Here is a 21,722-nt window from a genome sequence, read left to right as displayed (position 1 = left end):
TTTATAATTTTAATTTGGTGTTCTGAAAACGTTTTCATAACATTGTGTATTATTAAGCCAAAACCAATTTGAGATGTTTATGAAAAAAAATTCAAAATTGAAAAGTCAATCTACCATAAGTGTTTTTAAATGCTTTATTATTGGCGTTCTTCTATCACTCGCTCCAGCTTACGCTCAGGCGCAGAGTAAAACGATTTCGGGTGTAGTTACCGATGATCAAAGAGAAACACTTCCAGGAGTTACAGTTTCTATTAAAGGGTCAAAAACTGCTACACAAACTGATGGTAAAGGTGAGTTTAGAATTAGTGCTACAGCAAAAGACCAATTGGTTTTTTCGTATGTTGGTTTTGAAACCACTTCAATGACTGTTGGAACTAAATCAGTTATAAACGTAAGCCTAAATTCACAAATGAGTGACCTTGATGAGGTCGTTGTTATTGGATACGGAACTTCAAAAAGAAAAGATTTAACAGGTGCAGTTGCTACTGTATCGGTAGCTGATCTTAACAAAGCTCCTGTTCGTTCATTTGACGAAGCTTTAGCGGGACGTGTTGCAGGAGTTCAAGTTACATCATCAGATGGTAGGCCAGGTTCTGGTGTAAACATCGTTATTAGAGGAAATAACTCAGTTACTCAATCTAGTAGTCCTTTGTATGTTGTTGATGGATTCTTACTTGAAGATCAAAACAACAATACTATTAACCCTGCAGATATTGCTTCTATCGATATCTTAAAGGATGCGTCAGCTACAGCAATCTATGGTGCAAGGGGAGCAAATGGTGTAATCGTGATTACTACTAAAAAAGGTAAAGAAGGTAAACCAGTTTTTTCTTTCTCTAGCTCTACAGGTGTTCAAGAAAACATTAATCCTATTGCTTTAATGAATCCTTATGAATTTGTAAAATATCAATTAGAACTTACGCCTGGTGCTACTGGAACACCACGTACTCCAACTGAAATTTATCTTGCTGATGGAAAAACATTAGATTACTACAAAACTGAAAAAGGAATTGATTGGCAAGACAAGACACAACGTGTTGCTGTGGTTACAAACAACAATCTTTCTGTATCTGGAGGAACTAAAAAATTGAAATATGTTTTTTCTGGTTCGACAATCGACCAAGACGGAATTTTATTAAATTCTAATTACAAAAGATATCAAGGTAGAACTGTACTTGATTACAAGATTACTGAAAAATTAAAAGTAGGAGTTAATGCAAATTACAGCTACTTGAGACAATCTGGTTTAAATCCAGTAGTTTCTGAGTCTGGTAGTTCAACATCAAATGTGATGGTAGCAGTTTGGGGAGCTAGACCAGTTCTTACAGATCCTTCTCAAGAAGATTCATTTATAGATCCGGATATTGATCCACTAAATGATTATAGAGTTAACCCTGTAATAAACCTTCAAAACACATATCGTGTAAATAACACTAAAAACTTTAGTGCAAATTCATACGTTGAATATTTGATTACAAAAGACTTAAAATTGAGAACTACTTTTGGTATTACTGAAAATCGTGCTACTCAAAACAGTTTTGATAATTCACAAACTCAATACGGTAATCCAGCTGGTTCAAACGGTGGACCAAGAGGAAGCATCAACAACATTAGTTCAAGCAACTGGTTGAATGAAAATACATTAACATGGAATAAAAAAATATCTAAAAAAGCTAAGATTGATGTTTTAGGTGGATTTACTGCTCAAAAATTTGATATTTGGACAGATGGTGTTGCCGCTTCAAGATTACCTAATGAAGAATTAGGATTGGGTGGATTAAGCCAAGGTGTTCAACAAAGGGTAGATTCAACAGCTTCAGTTTGGACTATGTCTTCATTCTTAGGAAGAGTTAATTATAATTACGATTCAAGATATCAATTAACTGCTTCATTTAGAGCAGATGGATCTTCGAAATTTCCTTCTAAAAATCACTGGGGATATTTTCCTTCAGGAGCAGCTGCATGGACTTTCAAAAATGAAAAATTCCTAAAAAAGAGCACAGTTTTATCAGAAGGTAAATTGCGTGTTAGTTATGGTGTAACAGGAAATAACAGAGTGGGAAATTTTGATTATCTAACAAGATACTTCAATCCAATTGGTTCTAGCTATGTTTTTAATAACGCTTACGTAGCAGGAGTTGTTGCTACTAATCTTGGTAACTCTGAATTAAAATGGGAATCTACTGAGCAGGTAGATGCTGGACTAGATATTGGTTTTTTCAAACAACGTATTACTTTTTCAGCAGATGTATATAAAAAGTTGACTAAAGATTTATTGCTACAAACACAACTAGCTCCTTCTTCTGGATTTGGTACAGCAACAAAAAATGTTGGAAGTGTAGAAAACAAAGGTTTGGAATTAAGCCTTACGACAAAAAATATCCAAACAAAAGATTTCTCTTGGACATCTAGCGCTAACATTTCTTTTAACAAAAATAAAGTTGTTGCATTAGGTGACGATGGAAGTGCAATTCAAAGATCTATTCCTTGGGATCAGAGCTGGAGAAATACAACTGCTTATATTACAAGAGTGGGAGATCCATTAGGTTTAATGTACGGTTACGAATCATTAGGAACGTACAAGTATGAAGATTTTAATTTAAACACTACAACAAATGTTTACACTTTAAAACCAGATGTTGCCGCTAATGGAAATGCTAGAGGAGCAATCCAACCGGGAGATGCTAAATACAAAGATCAAAATGGCGATTTAGCTATTACTACAAGTGATTACACAATTATAGGTAGAGGACAGCCAATTCACACAGGTGGATTTAGCAACAACTTCACTTACAAAGGTTTTGATTTAAATGTATTTTTACAGTGGTCTTATGGTAATGATATCTTGAATGCTAACAAACTTATTTTTGAAGGTAACTCAAGAAATCAAGGATACTTAAATCAGTATGCAAGCTATAATGACCGCTGGTCTGCTGACAATCCAACTTCAGATATTCCACGTGCAAGAGGATATACTGGTGCAATTGGAGGTTATTCATCTGCAATTGTTGAAGACGGTTCATTCTTACGTTTAAAAACGGTATCTCTAGGGTACAACTTTGAGTCAGAATTTACTAAAAGACTTCGTCTTAAATCAATGAGATTTTATGTTTCAGGACAAAACTTAATTACTTGGACTAAATATTCAGGATCAGATCCAGAGGTAAATAGCTATAATTCTGCACTAACATCAGGATTTGATTTCTCATCTTACCCACGTGCACGTACAATTGTTTTTGGAACAAACATTTCATTTTAATAACATTAAATCATTTACAAATGAAAAAAATATATATAACACTAGCATTAGTAGCCGTACTGTCGAGCTCTTGTGAAGATTTTTTAAATACGAAGCCAATTGATAAAATTGCTCAATCTCAGTACTTTACAAATGAAGAAGGATTAACTCAAGGTTTAGCTGGTGTTTACGATCCACTAGGATCAGCATCACTTTATGGAGAGTCATTGTACACAAAGTTAGAAGCATGTACTGATGAAGGTTTCTATGCAAGAAGTGGTCAAAAAACAGAACCAATGGTTTACGTTTTTAACCCAACAGATCCTACTATTTCTAACATGTGGAACACGCTTTATGACGGACTTAATAGAGCAAATGATTTAATTGCAAACATCAATCTTCCAGCGATGGATGAAGGAAAACGTCAAGTTATCCTAGGAGAAGCATTATTTCTAAGAGGATATTATCATTTTATGCTTGTTAAAGGTTTTGGTGCTGTACCAATGAAAACATCTCCAACAACAACTCCTAATGGAACACAACAGCCAGCAACACCAGTAGCTGAGATTTATGCTCAAATATTGAAAGATATGACTGAAGCAGAAGCTAAAGTAGGTACTTCTAGTGCATACGGGTATTCTAGTCGTGTTTCTAAAACAGTAGTTCAAGGAATTCTATCAAGAGTATGTTTGACTATGGCAGGCTTTCCTTTAAATGACACTGCAAAGTATAAAGATGCTTTAGCATGGTCTAAAAAGGTTATGGATTCAGGAGAACATGCTTTGAATGTTACTGCTAACCCAGACCCAAAATACAACACTTTCAATCCTTCTAATGGTGGAAGTACCGCAAATAACGCGTATCGCCAGATATTTATCAATCATGTACAAGATATTTACGATGTAAAAGAATCTATGTGGGAGATTGATTTTAAAGGAAATCGTGGTGATGGATATTTTGAAACTGGTCGTTTAGGAAACACTAACGGTATTACTTTTACAGGAGCTGCACTTTTCAACCAAATTGGTTACAGTTATGGTTTCATCAGAGGAACTGGAAGATTGTTTAACAAATATGGTGATGGAGATTTAAGACGCGACTGGGTACTTACTACCTATACGTTTAATAATACAACTGGAGCTAAAAATCCTATAAATAAATTAGCTGGAGCAAGAGCTTCTGAATTTCCTTACGGTAGAGACTGTGGTAAATGGAGAAGAGAATATGAAGCGCTTTTGCCGAAGGAAAAAAATCATAATCCAAACAATTTTCCTGTGTTAAGATATGCTGATGTTTTATTAATGATGGCTGAATCTGAAAACCAAGTAAACGGACCAACGGTTGCAGCTTACAATGCTGTAAACCAAGTAAGACGTAGAGGATATGGACTTGCTATCAATACAGTAAGTGCAGTAGCTGATTTACCAGCTGGATTATCTAAAGGTGCTTTTCAAACTGCAATTGAAGATGAACGTATGCGTGAACTATGTTTTGAGGGAACTCGTAAATCAGATTTGATTCGTTGGGGTAAATTTGTACAAACAATGAATTCAGTGGGTGCAGAAATGTCAACTGCTCCAACACTTGCAAACCAACAATACGCTGGTTTTGGTGGACTTAATGTTGAAGCAAAACATTTATTGTATCCTATACCTTCAAGAGAAATCGCTTCTAATAAAGAAATTACTCAGAATCCAGGTTGGTAATAAAAAGTGACTAATTAGTCAATTATAATAAGTTATCTAATTGAGCGCAATCTAAATTTTGTTTTTTAAATCAACAGAATATAGATTGTGCTCAATTTTTAAAAAGCATTTATTTTTAAAACATTCATTTTTATCACGCTTTACTCTCATAAAGCATTTTATAAAATGTTAATCACTCTTACAAGAAGTCAACTAAAATTCTAATCATTATGAAAATCATTAAATTCCTACTCATTGCAATTGTTCTAAATAGCTGCGGTGCATCAAAAGATAATGACAAACAAGAAATGAAGGCGCTTATCGATGAAAATTTTGCGTTTGCTGAAAAGCAGTATCAATATTTAATCAAAAATACTCCGAAGGATTCTTTACCTAAAACTTTCAAAGACAATAAAAATATTAATAGTGATGCGTACTGGTGGTGTAGCGGTTTCTATCCGGGAACACTACTTTACATTTACGAGTACACAAAAAACCCTACATTATTAGCAGCAGCAAATCAGAAATTAACTGTTTTAGAGCCTGTTAAATATTTCACTGAAAATCACGATTTAGGTTTTATGATGTATTGTAGTTTTGGTAACGCATACCGTTTAGAAAATAAAAAAGAGTATAAGGATGTAATACTACAATCTGCTAAATCATTAGCTACAAGATACCGTCCAGATGCCAAGGTGATACAATCTTGGGAAATTTCAGAAGGTGCTTTACGCCAAAAAGGATTTGTAGGACCGGTGATTATCGATAACATGATGAATTTAGAAATGCTAGAATGGGCAAGCCAAAATAGCACTGATAAAAGTTTTGCTGATATTGCAAGAACGCACTCTAATACTACAATCAAAAATCACTTTAGACCTGATTACAGCAGTTATCACGTTTTAGATTACGATCTAACGAACGGAGAAGTTAGAAAAAAAGTTACAGCACAAGGTTTCTCTGACGAAAGTGCTTGGAGCCGCGGTCAAGGTTGGGCATTATATGGTTACACAATGATGTATCGCTTTACAAAAGATCCTGCTTACTTAAAGCAAGCTAAAGGTATCGCTGAATTTATTTTAAATCATCCAAATTTACCTGCTGATAAAATTCCATACTGGGATTTTGATGCTCCAGAAATACCTAATGCTTTAAGAGATGTTTCTGCTGGTTCAGTATTTGCTTCTTCATTATTAGAATTAGGTCAATACACAACTGGAAAGGAAAAGGAAAAATATGTTTCAGCTGCTAAAACAATGTTAGTTGCATTGTCAAGTGACAAATACAGAGCTAAATTAGGTACTAACGGAGGATATCTTTTAATGCATAGTGTTGGATCAATCCCTCATAATAATGAAATCGACGTACCACTAACGTATGCTGACTATTATTTTGCTGAAGCATTATTGAGATACAAACAGTGGTACTTATAAACGCTTAAGTATTTAGGAGAGTTAATACTTTAATTTTAAAATTTCCAATTACTATTTTTATTAAATAAATAATGAAAAGATTTCATCTTATTATAATTTTTTCTTTCGTAACTCTAAGTCTAGTTGCCCAAAAAAAGATTGAAAAACCATCAAATTCGTTAGAATGGTGGAGCGATTCAAAATTTGGAATGTTTCTGCATTGGGGTTTATACTCGCAGGCGGCGGGAGATTGGAACGGACATAGATACAAAGGGAATGAGCATTTTATGATTTATGAGAAACTTTCGATAAAAGAATATAGCACTCTAGCTAGTGACTTTAATCCAACGCTATTTAATGCTGAACAATGGGTTGCTATGGCAAAAGACGCCGGTATGAAGTACATGGTACTAACTACTAAACACCACGACGGCTTTGCCATGTATAACTCGCCCAGCAGCGATTACAACATCCTTACTAAAACACCTTTCAAAAGAGATCCGGTAAAAGAGTTAGCTGAAGCGTGTAAGAAAAACGGAATGAAACTAGGTTTCTATTACTCGTTAGGACGCGACTGGGAAGATCCAGATGTTCCAACTAATTGGCCTACTAAAGGAGGAAGAAGCAACTTAGCTGATTTCCCGAATGAGGATATTAAAGATATCGCCAAATATTTTGAAAGAAAAGTTAAACCACAAATTAGAGAATTATTAACGCAATACGGACCAGTTGCTGTATTGTGGTTTGATACTCCAGAGCTTATTACTAAAGCTCAAAGTGAGGAATTATTACAAATGATCAAAACCTTGCAACCTGATTGTATTGTTAACAATCGTATCGGAAATGGATTAGGCGACTATTATGTTTCTGAACAGCAAATTTCTAAAGATGCAAATCCAAAACCTTGGGAAGCTTGTATAACGATGAGTAGAGGTTGGGCTTTCAATCGCCACGATAACGAATGGAAATCACCTGAATTATTAGTGAGACAATTAGTTGAAATTGTAAGTAAAGGAGGTAATTTATTGTTAAACATTGGACCAAAAGGAGATGGAACCTTTCCACCAGAAGCGGTAGAAAGATTAGCACTAGTAGGGAAATGGATGAAAACAAATAGTGAAGCAATTTATGACACTAAGCCATGGACTTTGACTGCTGAGCAAGTATCATCTAAAACATTTGCTGGAGCGATGGTTCACGATTCTGATTCTGATACAACTTCAAAAACAATTTTACCAGACATTTACTTTACATCAAAAGGTAAGGCAGTATATGTAATTGCTCGAAGTTGGACTGAAGCTGTTGTCAATGTAAAATCAATGACTAAAGATAAATATAAAGTGAAGTCTGTGCATTTACTTGGTTCGAAATTAAAACTAAATTGGAAGCAGTCTAACGATGCATTACAGATCACAATGCCGAAAGTAAAGACTAATACTATTCCTGTTTACGTATTTAAAGTAATACTAAAATAAGATTTAAAATATAATTTGTTGCCTTGTTTAAAATGAAAACTATGAAATCCACTAATCTAATAAAACATAAAATTACGAAAATCAGTTTGATTTTTTCACTATTGATGGTAGGATCGGTTTCGGGACAAACGCAATCGAAAGTATTCGAAGCTTATAAAAAAGATAAGACTACCCTACCCGATTTCTCTTATGTGGGATATCATAATGGTGAGCAAGATATTCCTTTAATAAACACTTATAAGATTTTTAATGTAGTTGATTACGGAGCAATACCTAATGATGATGTTTCAGATAAAGTAGCAATTCAGAAAACGATAGATGCTGCTAATAAAAACGGTTCTGGAGTAGTATTTTTTCCTAAAGGACGTTTCTTAGTAAATGAAGACAATGATGCAACTAATTCTATTATTTCAAAAAGTAGTAAAATTATTTTTAGAGGTAGCGGTTCTGGAAAAGATGGAACAGAATTGTATATGAAAAATCCACTTCCACCTGCTGATCCCGCTAAAATGTGGACTGTTCCACCAATCTTTATTTTTGGTAGCGGCGGTAGCGATAAAAAAATTGGCGAAGTAACTACTTCAGCTGTTGTTGGTTCTAAATCAATTTCAGTAAACACTACTGCTGATTTAAAAGCTGGTGACTGGATAATATTAAAATTATTAGATAACAGTAAAGAATTGGCTGCAGCCGAATTAAAAAGTTATAAAGTTGAACCAGAATGGACCTATCTCTATAATAAAGGAATTGATGTAAAAGTTTACCATCAAATTCAAAAAGTAGAAAATAATGCTCTTACTCTCGTTACTCCTATCACTTACAACATCGATCCAAAATATAAATGGGAAGTACTGAAGTTTGCAAATAGTGAAGAAGTGGGAATAGAAGATTTAGCGTTTGTTGGTAACTGGCAAGATAAATTTGTTCACCACCGCTCATGGAAAGATGACAGTGGTTTTACAATGTTACGCATCTCACGCAGTACAAATTCTTGGTTAAAAAATTGCCGATTTACTGATTGCAGTGTTGCAGCAATTGTTACGCAAAGTGCTAATGTATCAGTTATAAGTTGTGTCATTGATGGAAATGCTGGACATGAGGCAATTTGTTCGAATGGTGCTACAAATGTGCTTATTGCAAACTGCACAGATTTAGCTTCGCAATGGCATTCTTTTGGTTCTTCACACGGTGCTATGAATACTGTAATATGGAAAAGCACGTATCCTGCAACGACTAGTTTTGAGTCGCATGCAAGCCAACCTAGGAATACATTATTAGATAATGTTGAAGGAGGATTAATGAATGGTCGCGGTGGTGGAGCTTTAGAAAACATGCCTAACCACATGCAAGGTCTAGTGATGTGGAATTACAAACAAACTAATGCAGCAGAGAAAGATTTTGAATTTTGGCCTGATTCTAGAAGATTTAAATGGTGGAAGATTCCCAATCCTGTTATAGTAGGTTTTACAAGTGCAGGGACTACATTCATACAAGAGCAATTAGGACAAGGAGAATCGTTAGATAAAACTGTCGAGCCAAAATCATTATACGAAGCGCAATTAAAATTACGATTAAAGAAATTACCTAAATGGTTTTTAGATCTAAAGTAAGAAGTAAAGATTATGAAAAATAGAAAGCAGTTTATTTATTTTAAAATATTCGTTTTAGTTTTTGTCACTTCAATTAACTTTTCATGCACAACGCAGAAAAAGATAGCAGATAAAAAACAACCCAACCTCTTGATAATACTTGTTGATCAGTGGAGAGCACAAGCCACTGGATATGAAGGTAAAGAGCCTGTTATGACTCCGCACTTAGATAAATATGCTAAAGAGAGTTTAGTAATGGAGCAAATGGTCAGTAATTATCCTGTTTGCTCACCTGCTCGAGCGATGCTGATGACAGGTCAATGGCCTGTAAAAAACAAAGTGTATAGCAATGTCAATTCATCATCAGCACCTTTTGGAATTGAGTTAGATAAAAATGCAGTTACTTGGTCAGATATTCTAAAACAGAATGGATATTCTAACGGTTACATTGGAAAATGGCATTTAGATTCACCTTATGAGCCTTTTATCCCGACATCTAATAACATAGGACCCGTTGCATGGAATGAGTGGACTTCACCTGACAAACGTCACGGTTTTGATTACTGGTATTCATATGGTACTTATGACGTTCACAATAGACCAATGTATTGGGATACTGATGCTAAAAGAGATGATTTTCATTATGTTGATCAGTGGGGACCTATACATGAAGCCGATAAAGCAATCGCTTTTATGAAAAATGAAAGTGGAAAAGTTCGCAAGGCAGATGCTCCTTTTTCATTAGTGGTTTCAATGAATCCACCACATTCTGAATATGAGACAGTTCCTGAGAATTATTATAATATGTACAAAGATATTCCTTTAGAAGATCTAATTAAAGATGAAAACATTCCTGCCGCTGGAACAAAAGGTGGTGATCAATATAGACATGATATTAAATACTATTATGCAAATATTACTGGAGTTGACGAACAAATAGGGAGAATATTACAAGGCTTAAAAGATCAAAAATTAGACGAAAACACAATCGTACTGATAATGGCTGATCACGGAAACTGTTTAGGAAAACATTCTGAAGTTTCAAAAAATAATATTTATGAGGAGTCTTTGCGAATTCCTTTTATTGTGAATTGGAAAGGACATATCCAGCCGCGAACAGATAATAAATTCTTAGGAAGTATTCCTGACATCTACCCTACTCTATTAGATTTAATGGGAATTAAAAATCAGATACCTAAGGATATTGATGGAAAAAGTTATGCTAATTATTATCGTAACGGAAAAGGAAAAACCCCTACCGAGCAATTTATAATGGGAGCTATAATAAGTGACAATGTAGATATTAATACTGGTTTTAGAGGTGTTCGTACAGAGGATTATAAATTAGCTTACGTAAAGAAAAAAGGAAAAAATGAACTTGTGTTGTTTGATTTAAAAGCAGACCCTTTTGAAATGAATAATATATATTCAATTGATCACCCGATGGTTAAGAAATTAACTCCGGTGTTAAAAAATTATCTGCGAGAAACAGGAGATGGTTTCAAAGTGGAGTAAAATATTTTGTTTAAAAACACTTAATTTTGGTAGCGCTATTCAAGTTTTATGCAGTACAAAAATCGCATAGCAAAAAGAATAAATACTATCAATAATTAATCAATTGCAAAAATATCATGTCAAAAAAGGAAAAACATCAAGACAACACCATACTTGATATCGCATTGGCTTTAAAATTATCACCCGCTACAATATCTAGAGCACTAAACAATGGTGCTTATGTTAAAGCAGAAACTAGAAAACGTGTAACCGATATGGCCGAAAAACTAGGCTATCGAAGAAATATAATGGCTTCTAGTCTACGCAATAACAAAACGAATACGATAGGTTTGATGGTACCTAGAATTTCGATGTTTTTTCATGCTGCAGCGATAACTACAATACAAAACGAATTGTACAAACATGGATATAATTTAATTATTTGTCAGTCGAACGACTCCTTAGCTATTGAAAAACAACTTGCATCAACAATGTTCTCGTCACGCGTTGACGCTTTAATTGTTGCCTGCACGCTTCAAACTGAAGATTTTAGTCATTTTGATGTTTTTGTAAACAATAATATTCCATTAATATTTTATGATAGAGTTCCTACTCATCCTTACAATGCAACAATTATTAAAGGAGATGATTTTAGAGGAGGCTATCTAGCAACAAAGCACCTTTTAGAATTAGGTTGCAAGAAAGTGGCACATATTTCTGGACCTATAAGTTCTAACTTGTACATCGATCGCTTAGCAGGTTATAAAAAAGCTTGCGCACAATATAATATTGAAATTGACGAAGAACTTATTTTTCATCAAGAACTTACACACGACAATGCTAGAAAAGCGATGGAAATAATGTTTGAAGGAGATAATAAACCAGATGCCATTTTTACAGCAAATGATACAAGCGCAATTGCAGCTATAGAATACGCTAGAGAACACAATATTGCTGTTCCTGAAGATTTAAAAATTGTAGGATATTCTAATGATTCTCGAACAGAAATTGTTAGACCTTCAGTTACAACGATTGAGCAGTTTCCAAATTTGGTTGGAACCAAAGTAGTTGAAGAGCTATTGAAAAAATTACGTGAAAAAGCAGACAATATTGATACAGCTGTAGAAACCGATATCACTACTACACCTGTACAATTAGTAAGAAGAATGTCTACCTAAATTTAATATAAAGCGAAAATAGCTTCGATTTAAAGTGTAGCAAAAAATTAAAAATAAATTAATTAAGAATAAAACATAAATAAAATGAACTCAAATTTCGAAAGTCGTTATGCAATAAGCCCGAATGAAGCAAAACAAATGGACACGGCTACTTTGCGATCTAATTTTTTAATTGAAAACTTATTTATAGCTGATCAAGTTAACTTGACGCTATCACATTTCGATAGATATATTGTGGGTGGTGCAATGCCAACAACACAAAAATTGGCTATACCAAATCCAGATAATATTAAAGCAAATTATTTCCTAGAAAGAAGAGAGCTTGGAATTATCAATGTTGGTGCTAAAGGAATTGTCACTGCAGATGGAGAGCAATATGAGATTGACTATAAAGAAGCTTTGTATTTAGGAAAAGGAATTAAAGAAGTACATTTTGAATCAGTGGATGGAAATAATCCAGCTAAATTCTATTTGAACTCTGCTCCAGCACATCACGCCTACCCTTCTAAAAAAATAACTAAAGCAGACGCTGAGATAGTTGAACTAGGATCGATGGAAACTGCAAATCATAGAATTATAAACAAACTAATTGTGAATAGCGTAGTTCAAACATGCCAAGTGCAAATGGGAATGACTGAACTAAAGGCAGGAAGCGTTTGGAATACTATGCCAGCACATACACACGATAGAAGAATGGAAGCTTATTTTTACTTTGAGGTTCCAGAAAATCAAAGTGTTTGTCACTTTATGGGTCAGCCCCAAGAAACTAGACATATTTGGATGCAAAACGAGCAAGCTGTGATCTCACCAAACTGGTCTATACATTCAGGAGCTGGTACTTCTAACTATAGCTTTATTTGGGGAATGGCTGGTGAAAATTTAGACTATGGTGATATGGATCACTGCAGTATCACAGAACTAAAATAAATTCTACTTTACTCTTTGTCAATTCTGTATTCCATTATTTGCAAAGCTTGAAAAGATAGCACCAAAACAAAAAATTAGCGAAAACTAAAGTGATCCTAATTAGTATTAATATTCAAGAAAATAATAAGATATGAAAATACAAAAGAATTTTTTTCTAACCTTCTTTTTAATACCATTTGCAATTTTAGCTCAGAATAAAGCTAATATTAATATTGCGAATAATACAGTTTTAGAACGTAAAGAAGCAATTGTAGCAATTAATTGGAATTCGATTTTATCTCAATATCCACAAATTGATACGACAAACTTTGTTGTAATCAATACTGTTACAAAAAAGCAAGTTCCTTTTCAACTAGAACATAAAGGTCTTCCAGCAATTCAAAATTTATTAGTTCAAGTAGATGTTAAGGCAAAATCCAACTTAAAATTAGCAGTTCAAAAAGGAAAACCGCAAGTTTTTGCTGTAAAGACATTTGCTCGTTACGTACCAGAGAGATTCGATGATTTCGCCTGGGAAAACGATAAATTAGCATATCGAGCATATGGTAAAGCGCTTGAGGGAACTAAAGGTGACGCATTTGGGTTAGACATTTGGGTAAAAAGAACTGATAAAATGATCTTGAATAAGCGCTATAAGTCGGAAGACTACCATAAAGACAGCGGAGACGGATTAGATTATTATCATGTTGGCTTCACTCTTGGCGCAGGTAATATGGCTCCGTATGTAAAAGACAGTGTGCGTTATTCTGGAAACTATCACCATTGGAAAATGATGGATAATGGACCTTTACGCTCTACTTTTATCTTGGGTTATGATACTTGGGATGTCGATGGATTAAAAGTAAAAGCTACTAAAACAATCTCAATCGATGCTGGTTCACAATTTTATAAATTAGAAAATGTGTACACCTATGAAAACAGTAAATCACTACCGGTAGTGGCAGGAATAATCAAACGACCAGAAGCAGGAATCATGTCTTTGAACGAGCAAGATGGTATCATGGGATATTGGGAACCTCAACATGGTGAAGATGGAATAACTGGTGTTGCCGTGGTACTAACTACTCCTGTTAGCACTATAGTGATAGACAAAGAACAAATTTTAGCAAAAACTGAGGTGAAAAGTAATGAGCCTATCATTTATTATGTAGGAGGCGCTTGGAACAAAGCAGGAATTATAACTAATTCTGTGCAATGGTTTGACCACATCAATCGCTTTTCAAAAGAAATAAAAAGTCCGTTAATAGTTACGGTTAAATAAACAATTAAATACGCAACAATGAATACTCTCAATATGTTTCAATTAAATGGAAAATTAGCTCTTGTAACCGGTTGTAAAAGAGGTATTGGTAAAGCAATGGCAATCGCTCTTGCAGAAGCTGGTGCTGACATTATAGGTGTTTCAGCAAATCTAGAACCATCAGGTAGCGAAGTACAAAAAGAAATAGAAGCAACGGGTAGAAAATTTTATTCTTATCAATGTGACTTTTCAAAACGTGATTCGCTTACAGAATTTATCCAAAAAGTGAAAGAAGATCATCCAAATATTGATATTTTAATAAATAATGCAGGTACTATATTACGTAAACCCGCGGCAGAGCATCCTGATGAATATTGGGATGAAGCAATCGCAGTAAATCAAACCGCACCTTTCATTTTAACTCGTGAAATAGGTAAAGAAATGATTAAAAGAAACTCTGGTAAAATTGTATTTACAGCTTCATTACTTTCGTTTCAAGGTGGAATAAACGTTCCTGGATATGCAGCTAGTAAAGGTGCAGTTGCGCAACTTACAAAAGCATTTGCTAACGAATGGGCTTCAAAAGGAGTTAATGTAAATGCTATTGTTCCTGGATATATTGCAACAGACAATACGCAAGCATTGCGAGATGACGAAGCGAGAAGCACTTCAATATTAGAACGTATTCCTGCAAATCGTTGGGGCCAACCCGAAGATTTTAAAGGACCGATAGTTTTCCTTTGTTCAGAGGCATCTAATTATATTCACGGAAGTTTGATCAATGTTGACGGTGGATGGATGGGTAGATAATTTTATACCGCATCGATCAGGAAATAAAAAATCGCAGTTGAATCAAAGCGAAATAATCATTTAAAAAAAGCTGAATTAATATATGGGAAAAGTACTTTGTTTTGGAGAAATCCTATTGAGATATAGTATGGGAGAAAATTTCCCACAAGAGCAAGACTTGAATAGCTATATAGGTGGTGCGGAAAGTAATGTTTCCATGGCTTTAGCCAAATGGGATATTCCAGTTCGTTACTGCACCGCTATGCCAGACAATTTTTTAAGTGATAAAATCATTTCCTTTTATAATGAGAAAGGTATTGATACTTCAAGTATAGTAAAATTGGGACATCGCATTGGTTCTTACTATTTAAATCAAGGCGCAGATGTTAAAAATGCTGGAGTTATTTACGATAGAAATTATTCCTCATTCTCAGAATTAACTTCATCCGCATTAAATTGGGATGAAATTTTTAAAGATGTTACTTGGTTTCACTTCACTGCAATATCACCAGCATTAAATGCAAGAGTTGCTTCAATATGCGAGGAAGCTTTAATTGTGGCTTCAAACAAAGGAATTAATATATCTTTAGATCTCAATTTTAGAGAAAAACTGTGGAAATATGGTAGCGAACCGATAGCTGTTATGCCAAAATTAGCAAAATATGCAAACGTCATTATGGGTAATATTTGGGCAGCTGATAAAATGTTAGGTATTAGAATTTGCACACAAGTAACAGATAATGCTACTGACGCACAATTAGTAGAGCAAGGAGAAATTTCATCTAAAGCGATTCTTAACCAATATCCCAATTGTCATACCGTGGCCAATACTTTTCGATTTAGCGAAGGTCAGGGCGTAAAATATTTCACTACTTTGTATCAAGAAAATCATTTTTACAAAAGTAAAACTTTGTACACCATGAAAACAATAGATAAAGTAGGTACAGGAGATTGTTTTATGGCTGGACTAATTTATGGGATTACTACAAAGGAACAACCACAAAAAATTTTAGATTTTGCTACCAGAGCAGCCTTCCAAAAACTATTTTTAAAAGGTGACTCAACAAATTCAAAATCAGAAGAAATCAAAAAACTTATACATCAAGATGAATAAAAAAGAACGTGTAATACAGCAAATTGTAGCGTCAGGGCTGTTGCCTTTATACTATCACGATGATCAGCAGGTAAGTGTAAATATTTTACGTGCGCTTTATAAATCAGGCGTTCGAATATTAGAATTCACTAATCGTGGCGCAAACGCTGCGGTAAATTTCAAAGCATTAAAAGAAGTAGCAGTGGCTGAAATGCCTGACTTGCTGTTAGGCATTGGAACTGTAAAAACAGCTGAAAAAGCGCAAGAATACGTAGATTTAGGAGCTGATTTTATTGTTAGTCCTATTGTTTCTGCAGCTGTAGCAAAGGTTGTTTTTGAAAATAATTTAGCATGGATTCCTGGCTGCTTAACGCCAACAGAAATTCATGAAGCACAAACATTAGGAGCTACTTTAGTAAAAATTTTCCCTGGTAATCTTGTGGGACCTTCTTACATTCAGACGATAAAAGATATTTTTCCAGATCTTATATTTATGCCAACAGGCGGTGTTGAACCAGAAGAAGAAAACTTAAAATCATGGTTTAGCGCAGGAGTTTCAGCAGTCGGAATGGGAAGCAAACTGCTAAAAACAAATTTAATTGATGAGGGAAATTTTGATTCTCTTTCTGATTATATTTCAAAAGCCATTGCTCTAATTAAGAAATGTAGAATATCCCAATAAAATTAAATCCAAAAAAACTTAGTTTGTTACAATAAAATTTGATTGCTATATTTTTAAATAATAAATTTAAAAAATAGTAATTAGTATAATAAGGTTCAAACTATCTAGAAACCAAAAGATATGGAAGTAAAAAATAAAAATTATCGCTGGAAAATTTGTAGCTTATTGTTCTTCGCAACTGCTATAAACTATTTAGATAGACAAGTTCTTTCGCTAACGTGGAGTGATTTTATCGCTCCAGAGTTTCATTGGACTAACAATGATTACGGAAATATAACAGCTTTATTTTCTATTTTTTATGCTGTATCTCTTTTATTCGCAGGTAGATTTGTGGATTGGATGGATACAAAAAAGGGCTTTTTGTGGGCAATAGGAATTTGGTCATTTGGAGCTTGTTTGCATGCTTTCTGCGGAATTGCTACTGCTGGAATTATCACTGGAAACTGGTTTGTTGGTTTCGAAGAAGCGAAAGAAATTATTGCTACGGTAAATGATACCGGAATGGTAATTAACGTGAGTGTAACCTTATTTATTTTTGCAAGATTTGTTTTGGCTGTTGGTGAAGCAGGAAATTTTCCTGCTGCGATTAAAGCAACTGCTGAATATTTTCCTAAAAAAGACAGAGCGCTTTCAACAAGTATTTTTAATGCAGGTGCAACTGTTGGAGCGTTAGCAGCACCTATTAGTATTCCATTTATTGCAAGAGCATTTGGATGGGAAATGGCATTTATTATAATTGGTGCTTTAGGTTTTGTATGGATGGGATTTTGGATCTTTATGTATGAGAAACCAGAGAAACATCCTAAAGTTACTGCCGCTGAACTAGCTTATATACAACAAGATGACATTGCAGATAGCAAATTAGAAGGCTACACACCTGAAACTACTGCTAAAGTTTCTCTAATGCAATGCTTTAAATACAGACAAACGTGGGCTTTCGCTTTTGGTAAATTCATGACTGATGGAGTTTGGTGGTTCTTTTTATTTTGGACACCAGCTTATTTGAGTTCTGTTTATAAAATGGATTCTACACAAGCTGCACTTCCATTATTTGTATTATATATGATTACTTTACTTTCTATTATCGGAGGTTGGCTACCAACTTACTTTGTGGAAAAGAAAGGAATGAATCCATACGCAGGAAGGATGAAATCTATGTTGATTTTTGCTTTTTTCCCTTTACTAGCGATGATTGCACAACCTTTAGGTCATATTACATACTGGATTCCTGTAATCATTATAGGTATTGCAGGTGCTGCGCATCAAGCATGGTCAGCAAATATTTTTACCACTGTAGGAGATATGTTTCCTAAAAAAGCAATTGCAACAATTGTTGGAATTGGTGGTCTTGCAGGAGGAATTGGTTCTACCATAATTAATAAAGGATCTGGAATGCTTTTCGATTTTTCGAAAGAAACAAATATGGCTTTTATGGGCTTCAAAGGAATCGAAGCTGGATATTTTATCATCTTTTCAATTTGTGCAGTGTGCTATCTAATAGGATGGACCGTAATGAAATTATTGGTTCCTAGATATTCGCCTATAAAAGATATGTAATCTATAAATATTATTTGCTAATTAAGGTTTTGCCATAAATAATCTTTTATTGCAATTATACATGTATAATGAATTGATTTATAACAATGATTGTTATTAGAAGCAAATTGCTAATTCTAATAACAATCATTTTTTTTAGTCAAAATATTCAATTTCGGCTTACACAAAATACCCCCAACTAAATTTTAAAAATCATCGAAATGAAATACTTTTATGCAATTGCTTTGATTCTAATATCACTTCTAAATAACGGAACTACTTTCGCACAGGAAAAAAAAGTAGGTATTCCAAAACCAAATATTGTTATATTTTTAGTGGATGATATGGGTTGGCAAGATACTTCTCTCCCATTTTATAAAGAAAAAACCAAATGGAATTCAATCTACCATACTCCTAATATGGAAAAATTAGCTAGTCAAGGTATGAAATTCACAAATGCTTATGCAGCTGCTGTTTGTACACCTAGTCGAGTGAGTCTATTAACAGGAATGAATCCCATAAATCACAAAGTTACCAATTGGACTTTCGAAAAAAATAAAAGCGAGGAAGGAGAGTCAGCGCTTGTAACAATACCTGAATGGAATTTGAATGGGTTAAGTGCAACACCTGGAATTGAAAATACAATCTATGCAACTACTTTTCCTCAAGTTTTAAAGGATAATGGTTATTACACGATTCATGCAGGTAAAGCTCACTTTGGAGCGTACAATACTCCGGGAGAAGATCCTCTAAATTTAGGATTTGATATTAATATTGGTGGTCATGCTGCAGGTCAACCTAAAAGCTATTTAGGCGTAGAGAATTTTGGTAATGAGAATGGCAAAAAAGATAATCGTGCTGTTCCTGGATTAGAAAAATATTGGGGAAAAGATATATTTCTTATTGAAGCACTTACTCAGGAAGCGATCTCATCAATGAATCAAGCACTTAAGATAGAAAAACCTTTTTTGCTTTACATGTCCCACTATGCCGTCCATACTCCTATAATGGGTGACAAAAGATTTTTGACAAAGTATATTGATGCAGGAATGGATCCGATTGAGGCAAAATATGCCTCACTACTTGAAGGAATGGATAAAAGCTTAGGAGATATAATGGTTTATCTTGAAGAAAAAAACATTAGTGACAACACTATTATTATATTTCTTTCAGATAATGGAGGTTTAAGCGCTCATACGCGCGAAGGAGCTGCTTTAAACACGCATAATAGTCCTTTACGTAGTGGAAAAGGTTCTGCTTATGAAGGTGGAGTCCGCATACCATTTATTGTAAAATGGCCAGGAGTTACTAAAGGAAATAGTATTTCTAAAAATAATATAATAATTGAAGACATCTTCCCAACTCTGATGGCAATGAATACTAATAAAAAATATAATTTAGTCCAAAAAGTAGATGGAGAAAGTATAATTCCCTTATTAAAGCAAAAAAAGGTAAAAAATAACACCTTTTATTACTGGCATTATCCGCACGTTTGGGGTCCGGAAGGTCCAGCCTTAAAGTTATACAGCGCCATACGACAGGGAGATTGGAAATTAGTTTACTTTCATGAAGATCAGCGATTCGAACTATACAATACAAAAATAGATGTAGAAGAGAAAAATAATGTAGTATCGGGCAAAATGAAAATAGGATATAAATTAGCAAAACAACTAGGAAAGTACTTGCGAAATGCAAATACGAAAATGCCTATAAATAAAATGACAAACAAGATGATTTTGTTTCCAGATGATGCCTTTAATTTGTAAATTTGGTCTAGTATTTATTGTAAGTAACGTTCTCTACAATACTAAACAGAATTTATAAAATTCACATTCTCAAAAAAGAAAAATATGACTCAAGACATGAAAAATTATGAAGTACAGTTAGTAGAAGAAAATCTTCTAGAAGTCACCGGTAAAGGAGATAATCCTTTATGGGAAGATGCGACAATACTAACCGACTTTATTTCGCCTTGGGATGCAGCAAAACCAGCTAAAATAGAATTTAAGTCTGTTTGGGATCGAGAAAATTTATACTTCTGCTTTACGGTATATGATACAAATATTCGTATTGAAATGAAGGATGATGGAGTTGAAAGTATTGGAAACTCTGATAGAGTGGAAATCTTTTTTAGAGCAGATGATACACTTAATCCGTATTATTGCTTAGAAATCGATACGGCTGCCAGAGTTATGGATTTTGTGGCATACCCAAATAAAAAATTTGACTTTGATTGGAATTGGCCACAAAGTAATTTAGAGGTTAAATCGTCAATCAATGATAATAGCTTTATAGTTGAGGGAGCAATAAGTATCTCATCTTTAAAAATGCTAAATTTAATAAATGATGATAAAATCGAAACTGGAATTTTCCGCGCCAAATATAATGAAGTAGAAAAGTCAATTTTTGAACCTGTTTGGATTTCATGGGTAAACCCAAATACGGAAGAGCCTAACTTTCATATTGCATCATCATTTGGAGTGATGCAATTGATGGAATAAGTAGCGCGCTTAATAACATCATGTATTAGTTAAAATAAAAAACACTTTTAAAAATTTAATTCTGGAAATCCCTTTCCTTAGTCAAATTCTTAAAAGTGTTTTTTTTCACGAACAATTAGCAATGTGCATTTAGATCAAAAACTAGCTGTTATTCTAATATAAAACTCACAGTTACGTTTGCAGTAATATTAATTTCTCCTACAGCAAGCGTCTCTCTTGGAGCACTCAAATCAATTGATTCCATTAACTTCATCGACGCATATCTTGGCTGTGGATAATTTGTTTGAGTATTATCTGAAATAGTCATTGCGCGACCAACTTTCTGACCTAGAACTGAAACGTAATCTTGCGCCTTAACTTTAGCTTCTTTCATTGCTAGCTTTCTAGCTTCTGATTCATATTGCGCCATCTTTGAAGACTGAAAGGTTACATTGTCAATTCTATTAATTCCTGCATCTACTAAACCTCCCATTAATTCGTCATATTTTGACAAATCTTTCAATAAAATTTCGATAGTTTGAGTAGCATTATAATTATGTTTCTTTTTCTCATAATCATATTGAGGATTTAATGAAACACGTTGCGTTTTAAAATCGGATGGAGCCAAATTCATTTTTTTTATGAACTTAATAACGGCTTCAATCTTTTCGTCATTTTGCTTTTTAACGTTTTTTGCATCTGTGCCTTTAGTTTCAACAGTCACTGCAATAGTAGCTTCATCTGGAACAACTTTAACTTTCCCTTCTCCACTAACATTAATTTGAGGAACTTGTTTTACTTCCTGACCGTATGACATCGTAATGAACAATACAGAAAGTATTAATAGTGCTTTTTTCATTTTTTTAAATTTACTTGTTTGTAATACTTTCTTTTCAAAAGTTAT

16 protein-coding genes are annotated in these 21,722 nt (G+C 34.0%); 15 read left to right on the top strand and 1 reads right to left on the bottom strand.

Features of this window, described 5'->3' with window-relative positions; all coding sequences use genetic code 11:
- The first annotated feature begins 79 nt into the window (after positions 1–79).
- The 15 genes from RCH19_RS08935 (at position 80) to RCH19_RS08865 (ending at position 20,839) form a co-directional block, all read left to right on the top strand.
- On the top strand, positions 80–3,259 hold the full coding sequence (locus RCH19_RS08935; protein ID WP_343022928.1) for a TonB-dependent receptor: 3,180 nt from the start codon (positions 80–82) through the stop codon (positions 3,257–3,259).
- Positions 3,260–3,279: 20 nt separating this feature from the next.
- A complete protein-coding gene (locus RCH19_RS08930; RefSeq protein WP_343022927.1) occupies positions 3,280–4,944 on the top strand; it encodes a RagB/SusD family nutrient uptake outer membrane protein in 1,665 nt (554 codons plus the stop codon).
- Between the two features lie 209 nt (positions 4,945–5,153).
- Entirely contained in the window at positions 5,154–6,356 is a 1,203-nt protein-coding gene (locus tag RCH19_RS08925) for a glycoside hydrolase family 88 protein (RefSeq protein ID WP_121926567.1), read from the top strand.
- 71 nt (positions 6,357–6,427) lie between these two features.
- Positions 6,428–7,810, top strand: coding sequence for an alpha-L-fucosidase (locus tag RCH19_RS08920; RefSeq protein ID WP_343022926.1), 1,383 nt, complete (start codon positions 6,428–6,430; stop codon positions 7,808–7,810).
- A gap of 41 nt (positions 7,811–7,851) precedes the next feature.
- On the top strand, positions 7,852–9,420 hold the full coding sequence (locus RCH19_RS08915; RefSeq protein ID WP_343022925.1) for a DUF4955 domain-containing protein: 1,569 nt from the start codon (positions 7,852–7,854) through the stop codon (positions 9,418–9,420).
- A gap of 12 nt (positions 9,421–9,432) precedes the next feature.
- On the top strand, positions 9,433–10,914 hold the full coding sequence (locus RCH19_RS08910) for a sulfatase (RefSeq protein WP_343022924.1): 1,482 nt from the start codon (positions 9,433–9,435) through the stop codon (positions 10,912–10,914).
- A gap of 116 nt (positions 10,915–11,030) precedes the next feature.
- Positions 11,031–12,071, top strand: coding sequence for a LacI family DNA-binding transcriptional regulator (locus RCH19_RS08905; RefSeq protein ID WP_343022923.1), 1,041 nt, complete (start codon positions 11,031–11,033; stop codon positions 12,069–12,071).
- 84 nt (positions 12,072–12,155) lie between these two features.
- Entirely contained in the window at positions 12,156–12,998 is an 843-nt protein-coding gene (kduI, locus tag RCH19_RS08900; RefSeq protein ID WP_343022922.1) for a 5-dehydro-4-deoxy-D-glucuronate isomerase, read from the top strand.
- Positions 12,999–13,128: 130 nt separating this feature from the next.
- Positions 13,129–14,259, top strand: a complete 1,131-nt coding sequence (locus tag RCH19_RS08895) for a DUF4861 family protein (RefSeq protein ID WP_343022921.1) — start codon at positions 13,129–13,131, stop codon at positions 14,257–14,259.
- Between the two features lie 18 nt (positions 14,260–14,277).
- Complete coding sequence (locus RCH19_RS08890; protein WP_121926560.1) at positions 14,278–15,048, top strand: SDR family NAD(P)-dependent oxidoreductase; 771 nt, start codon at positions 14,278–14,280, stop codon at positions 15,046–15,048.
- An 82-nt stretch (positions 15,049–15,130) separates the two neighbouring features.
- The gene (locus RCH19_RS08885) at positions 15,131–16,141 is read left to right on the top strand and encodes a sugar kinase (protein WP_343022920.1); all 1,011 of its coding nucleotides are present in this window, start codon (positions 15,131–15,133) and stop codon (positions 16,139–16,141) included.
- Entirely contained in the window at positions 16,134–16,802 is a 669-nt protein-coding gene (locus RCH19_RS08880; RefSeq protein ID WP_343022919.1) for a bifunctional 4-hydroxy-2-oxoglutarate aldolase/2-dehydro-3-deoxy-phosphogluconate aldolase, read from the top strand. The genes RCH19_RS08885 and RCH19_RS08880 overlap by 8 nt, the downstream gene beginning before the upstream one ends.
- A gap of 120 nt (positions 16,803–16,922) precedes the next feature.
- Positions 16,923–18,359 carry an MFS transporter gene (locus RCH19_RS08875; protein ID WP_121926558.1) on the top strand — a complete coding sequence of 479 codons (1,437 nt, stop codon included), beginning with the start codon at positions 16,923–16,925 and terminating at the stop codon, positions 18,357–18,359.
- Positions 18,360–18,559: 200 nt separating this feature from the next.
- Positions 18,560–20,104: a sulfatase gene (locus RCH19_RS08870; protein ID WP_343022918.1), complete on the top strand. Its 1,545-nt coding sequence runs from the start codon at positions 18,560–18,562 to the stop codon at positions 20,102–20,104.
- Positions 20,105–20,188: 84 nt separating this feature from the next.
- On the top strand, positions 20,189–20,839 hold the full coding sequence (locus RCH19_RS08865) for a sugar-binding protein (RefSeq protein WP_343022917.1): 651 nt from the start codon (positions 20,189–20,191) through the stop codon (positions 20,837–20,839).
- Between the two features lie 148 nt (positions 20,840–20,987).
- On the opposite strand, the gene RCH19_RS08860 is transcribed toward RCH19_RS08865, so the two are convergent.
- A complete protein-coding gene (locus RCH19_RS08860; protein ID WP_343022916.1) occupies positions 20,988–21,677 on the bottom strand; it encodes an SIMPL domain-containing protein in 690 nt (229 codons plus the stop codon).
- Between the last annotated feature and the right edge of the window lie 45 nt (positions 21,678–21,722).

The sequence above is a fragment of the Flavobacterium sp. PL12 genome, assembly GCF_039123485.1.
GTDB lineage: Bacteria > Bacteroidota > Bacteroidia > Flavobacteriales > Flavobacteriaceae > Flavobacterium > Flavobacterium weaverense.
This window is presented reverse-complemented; position numbering and strand designations above follow the sequence as displayed.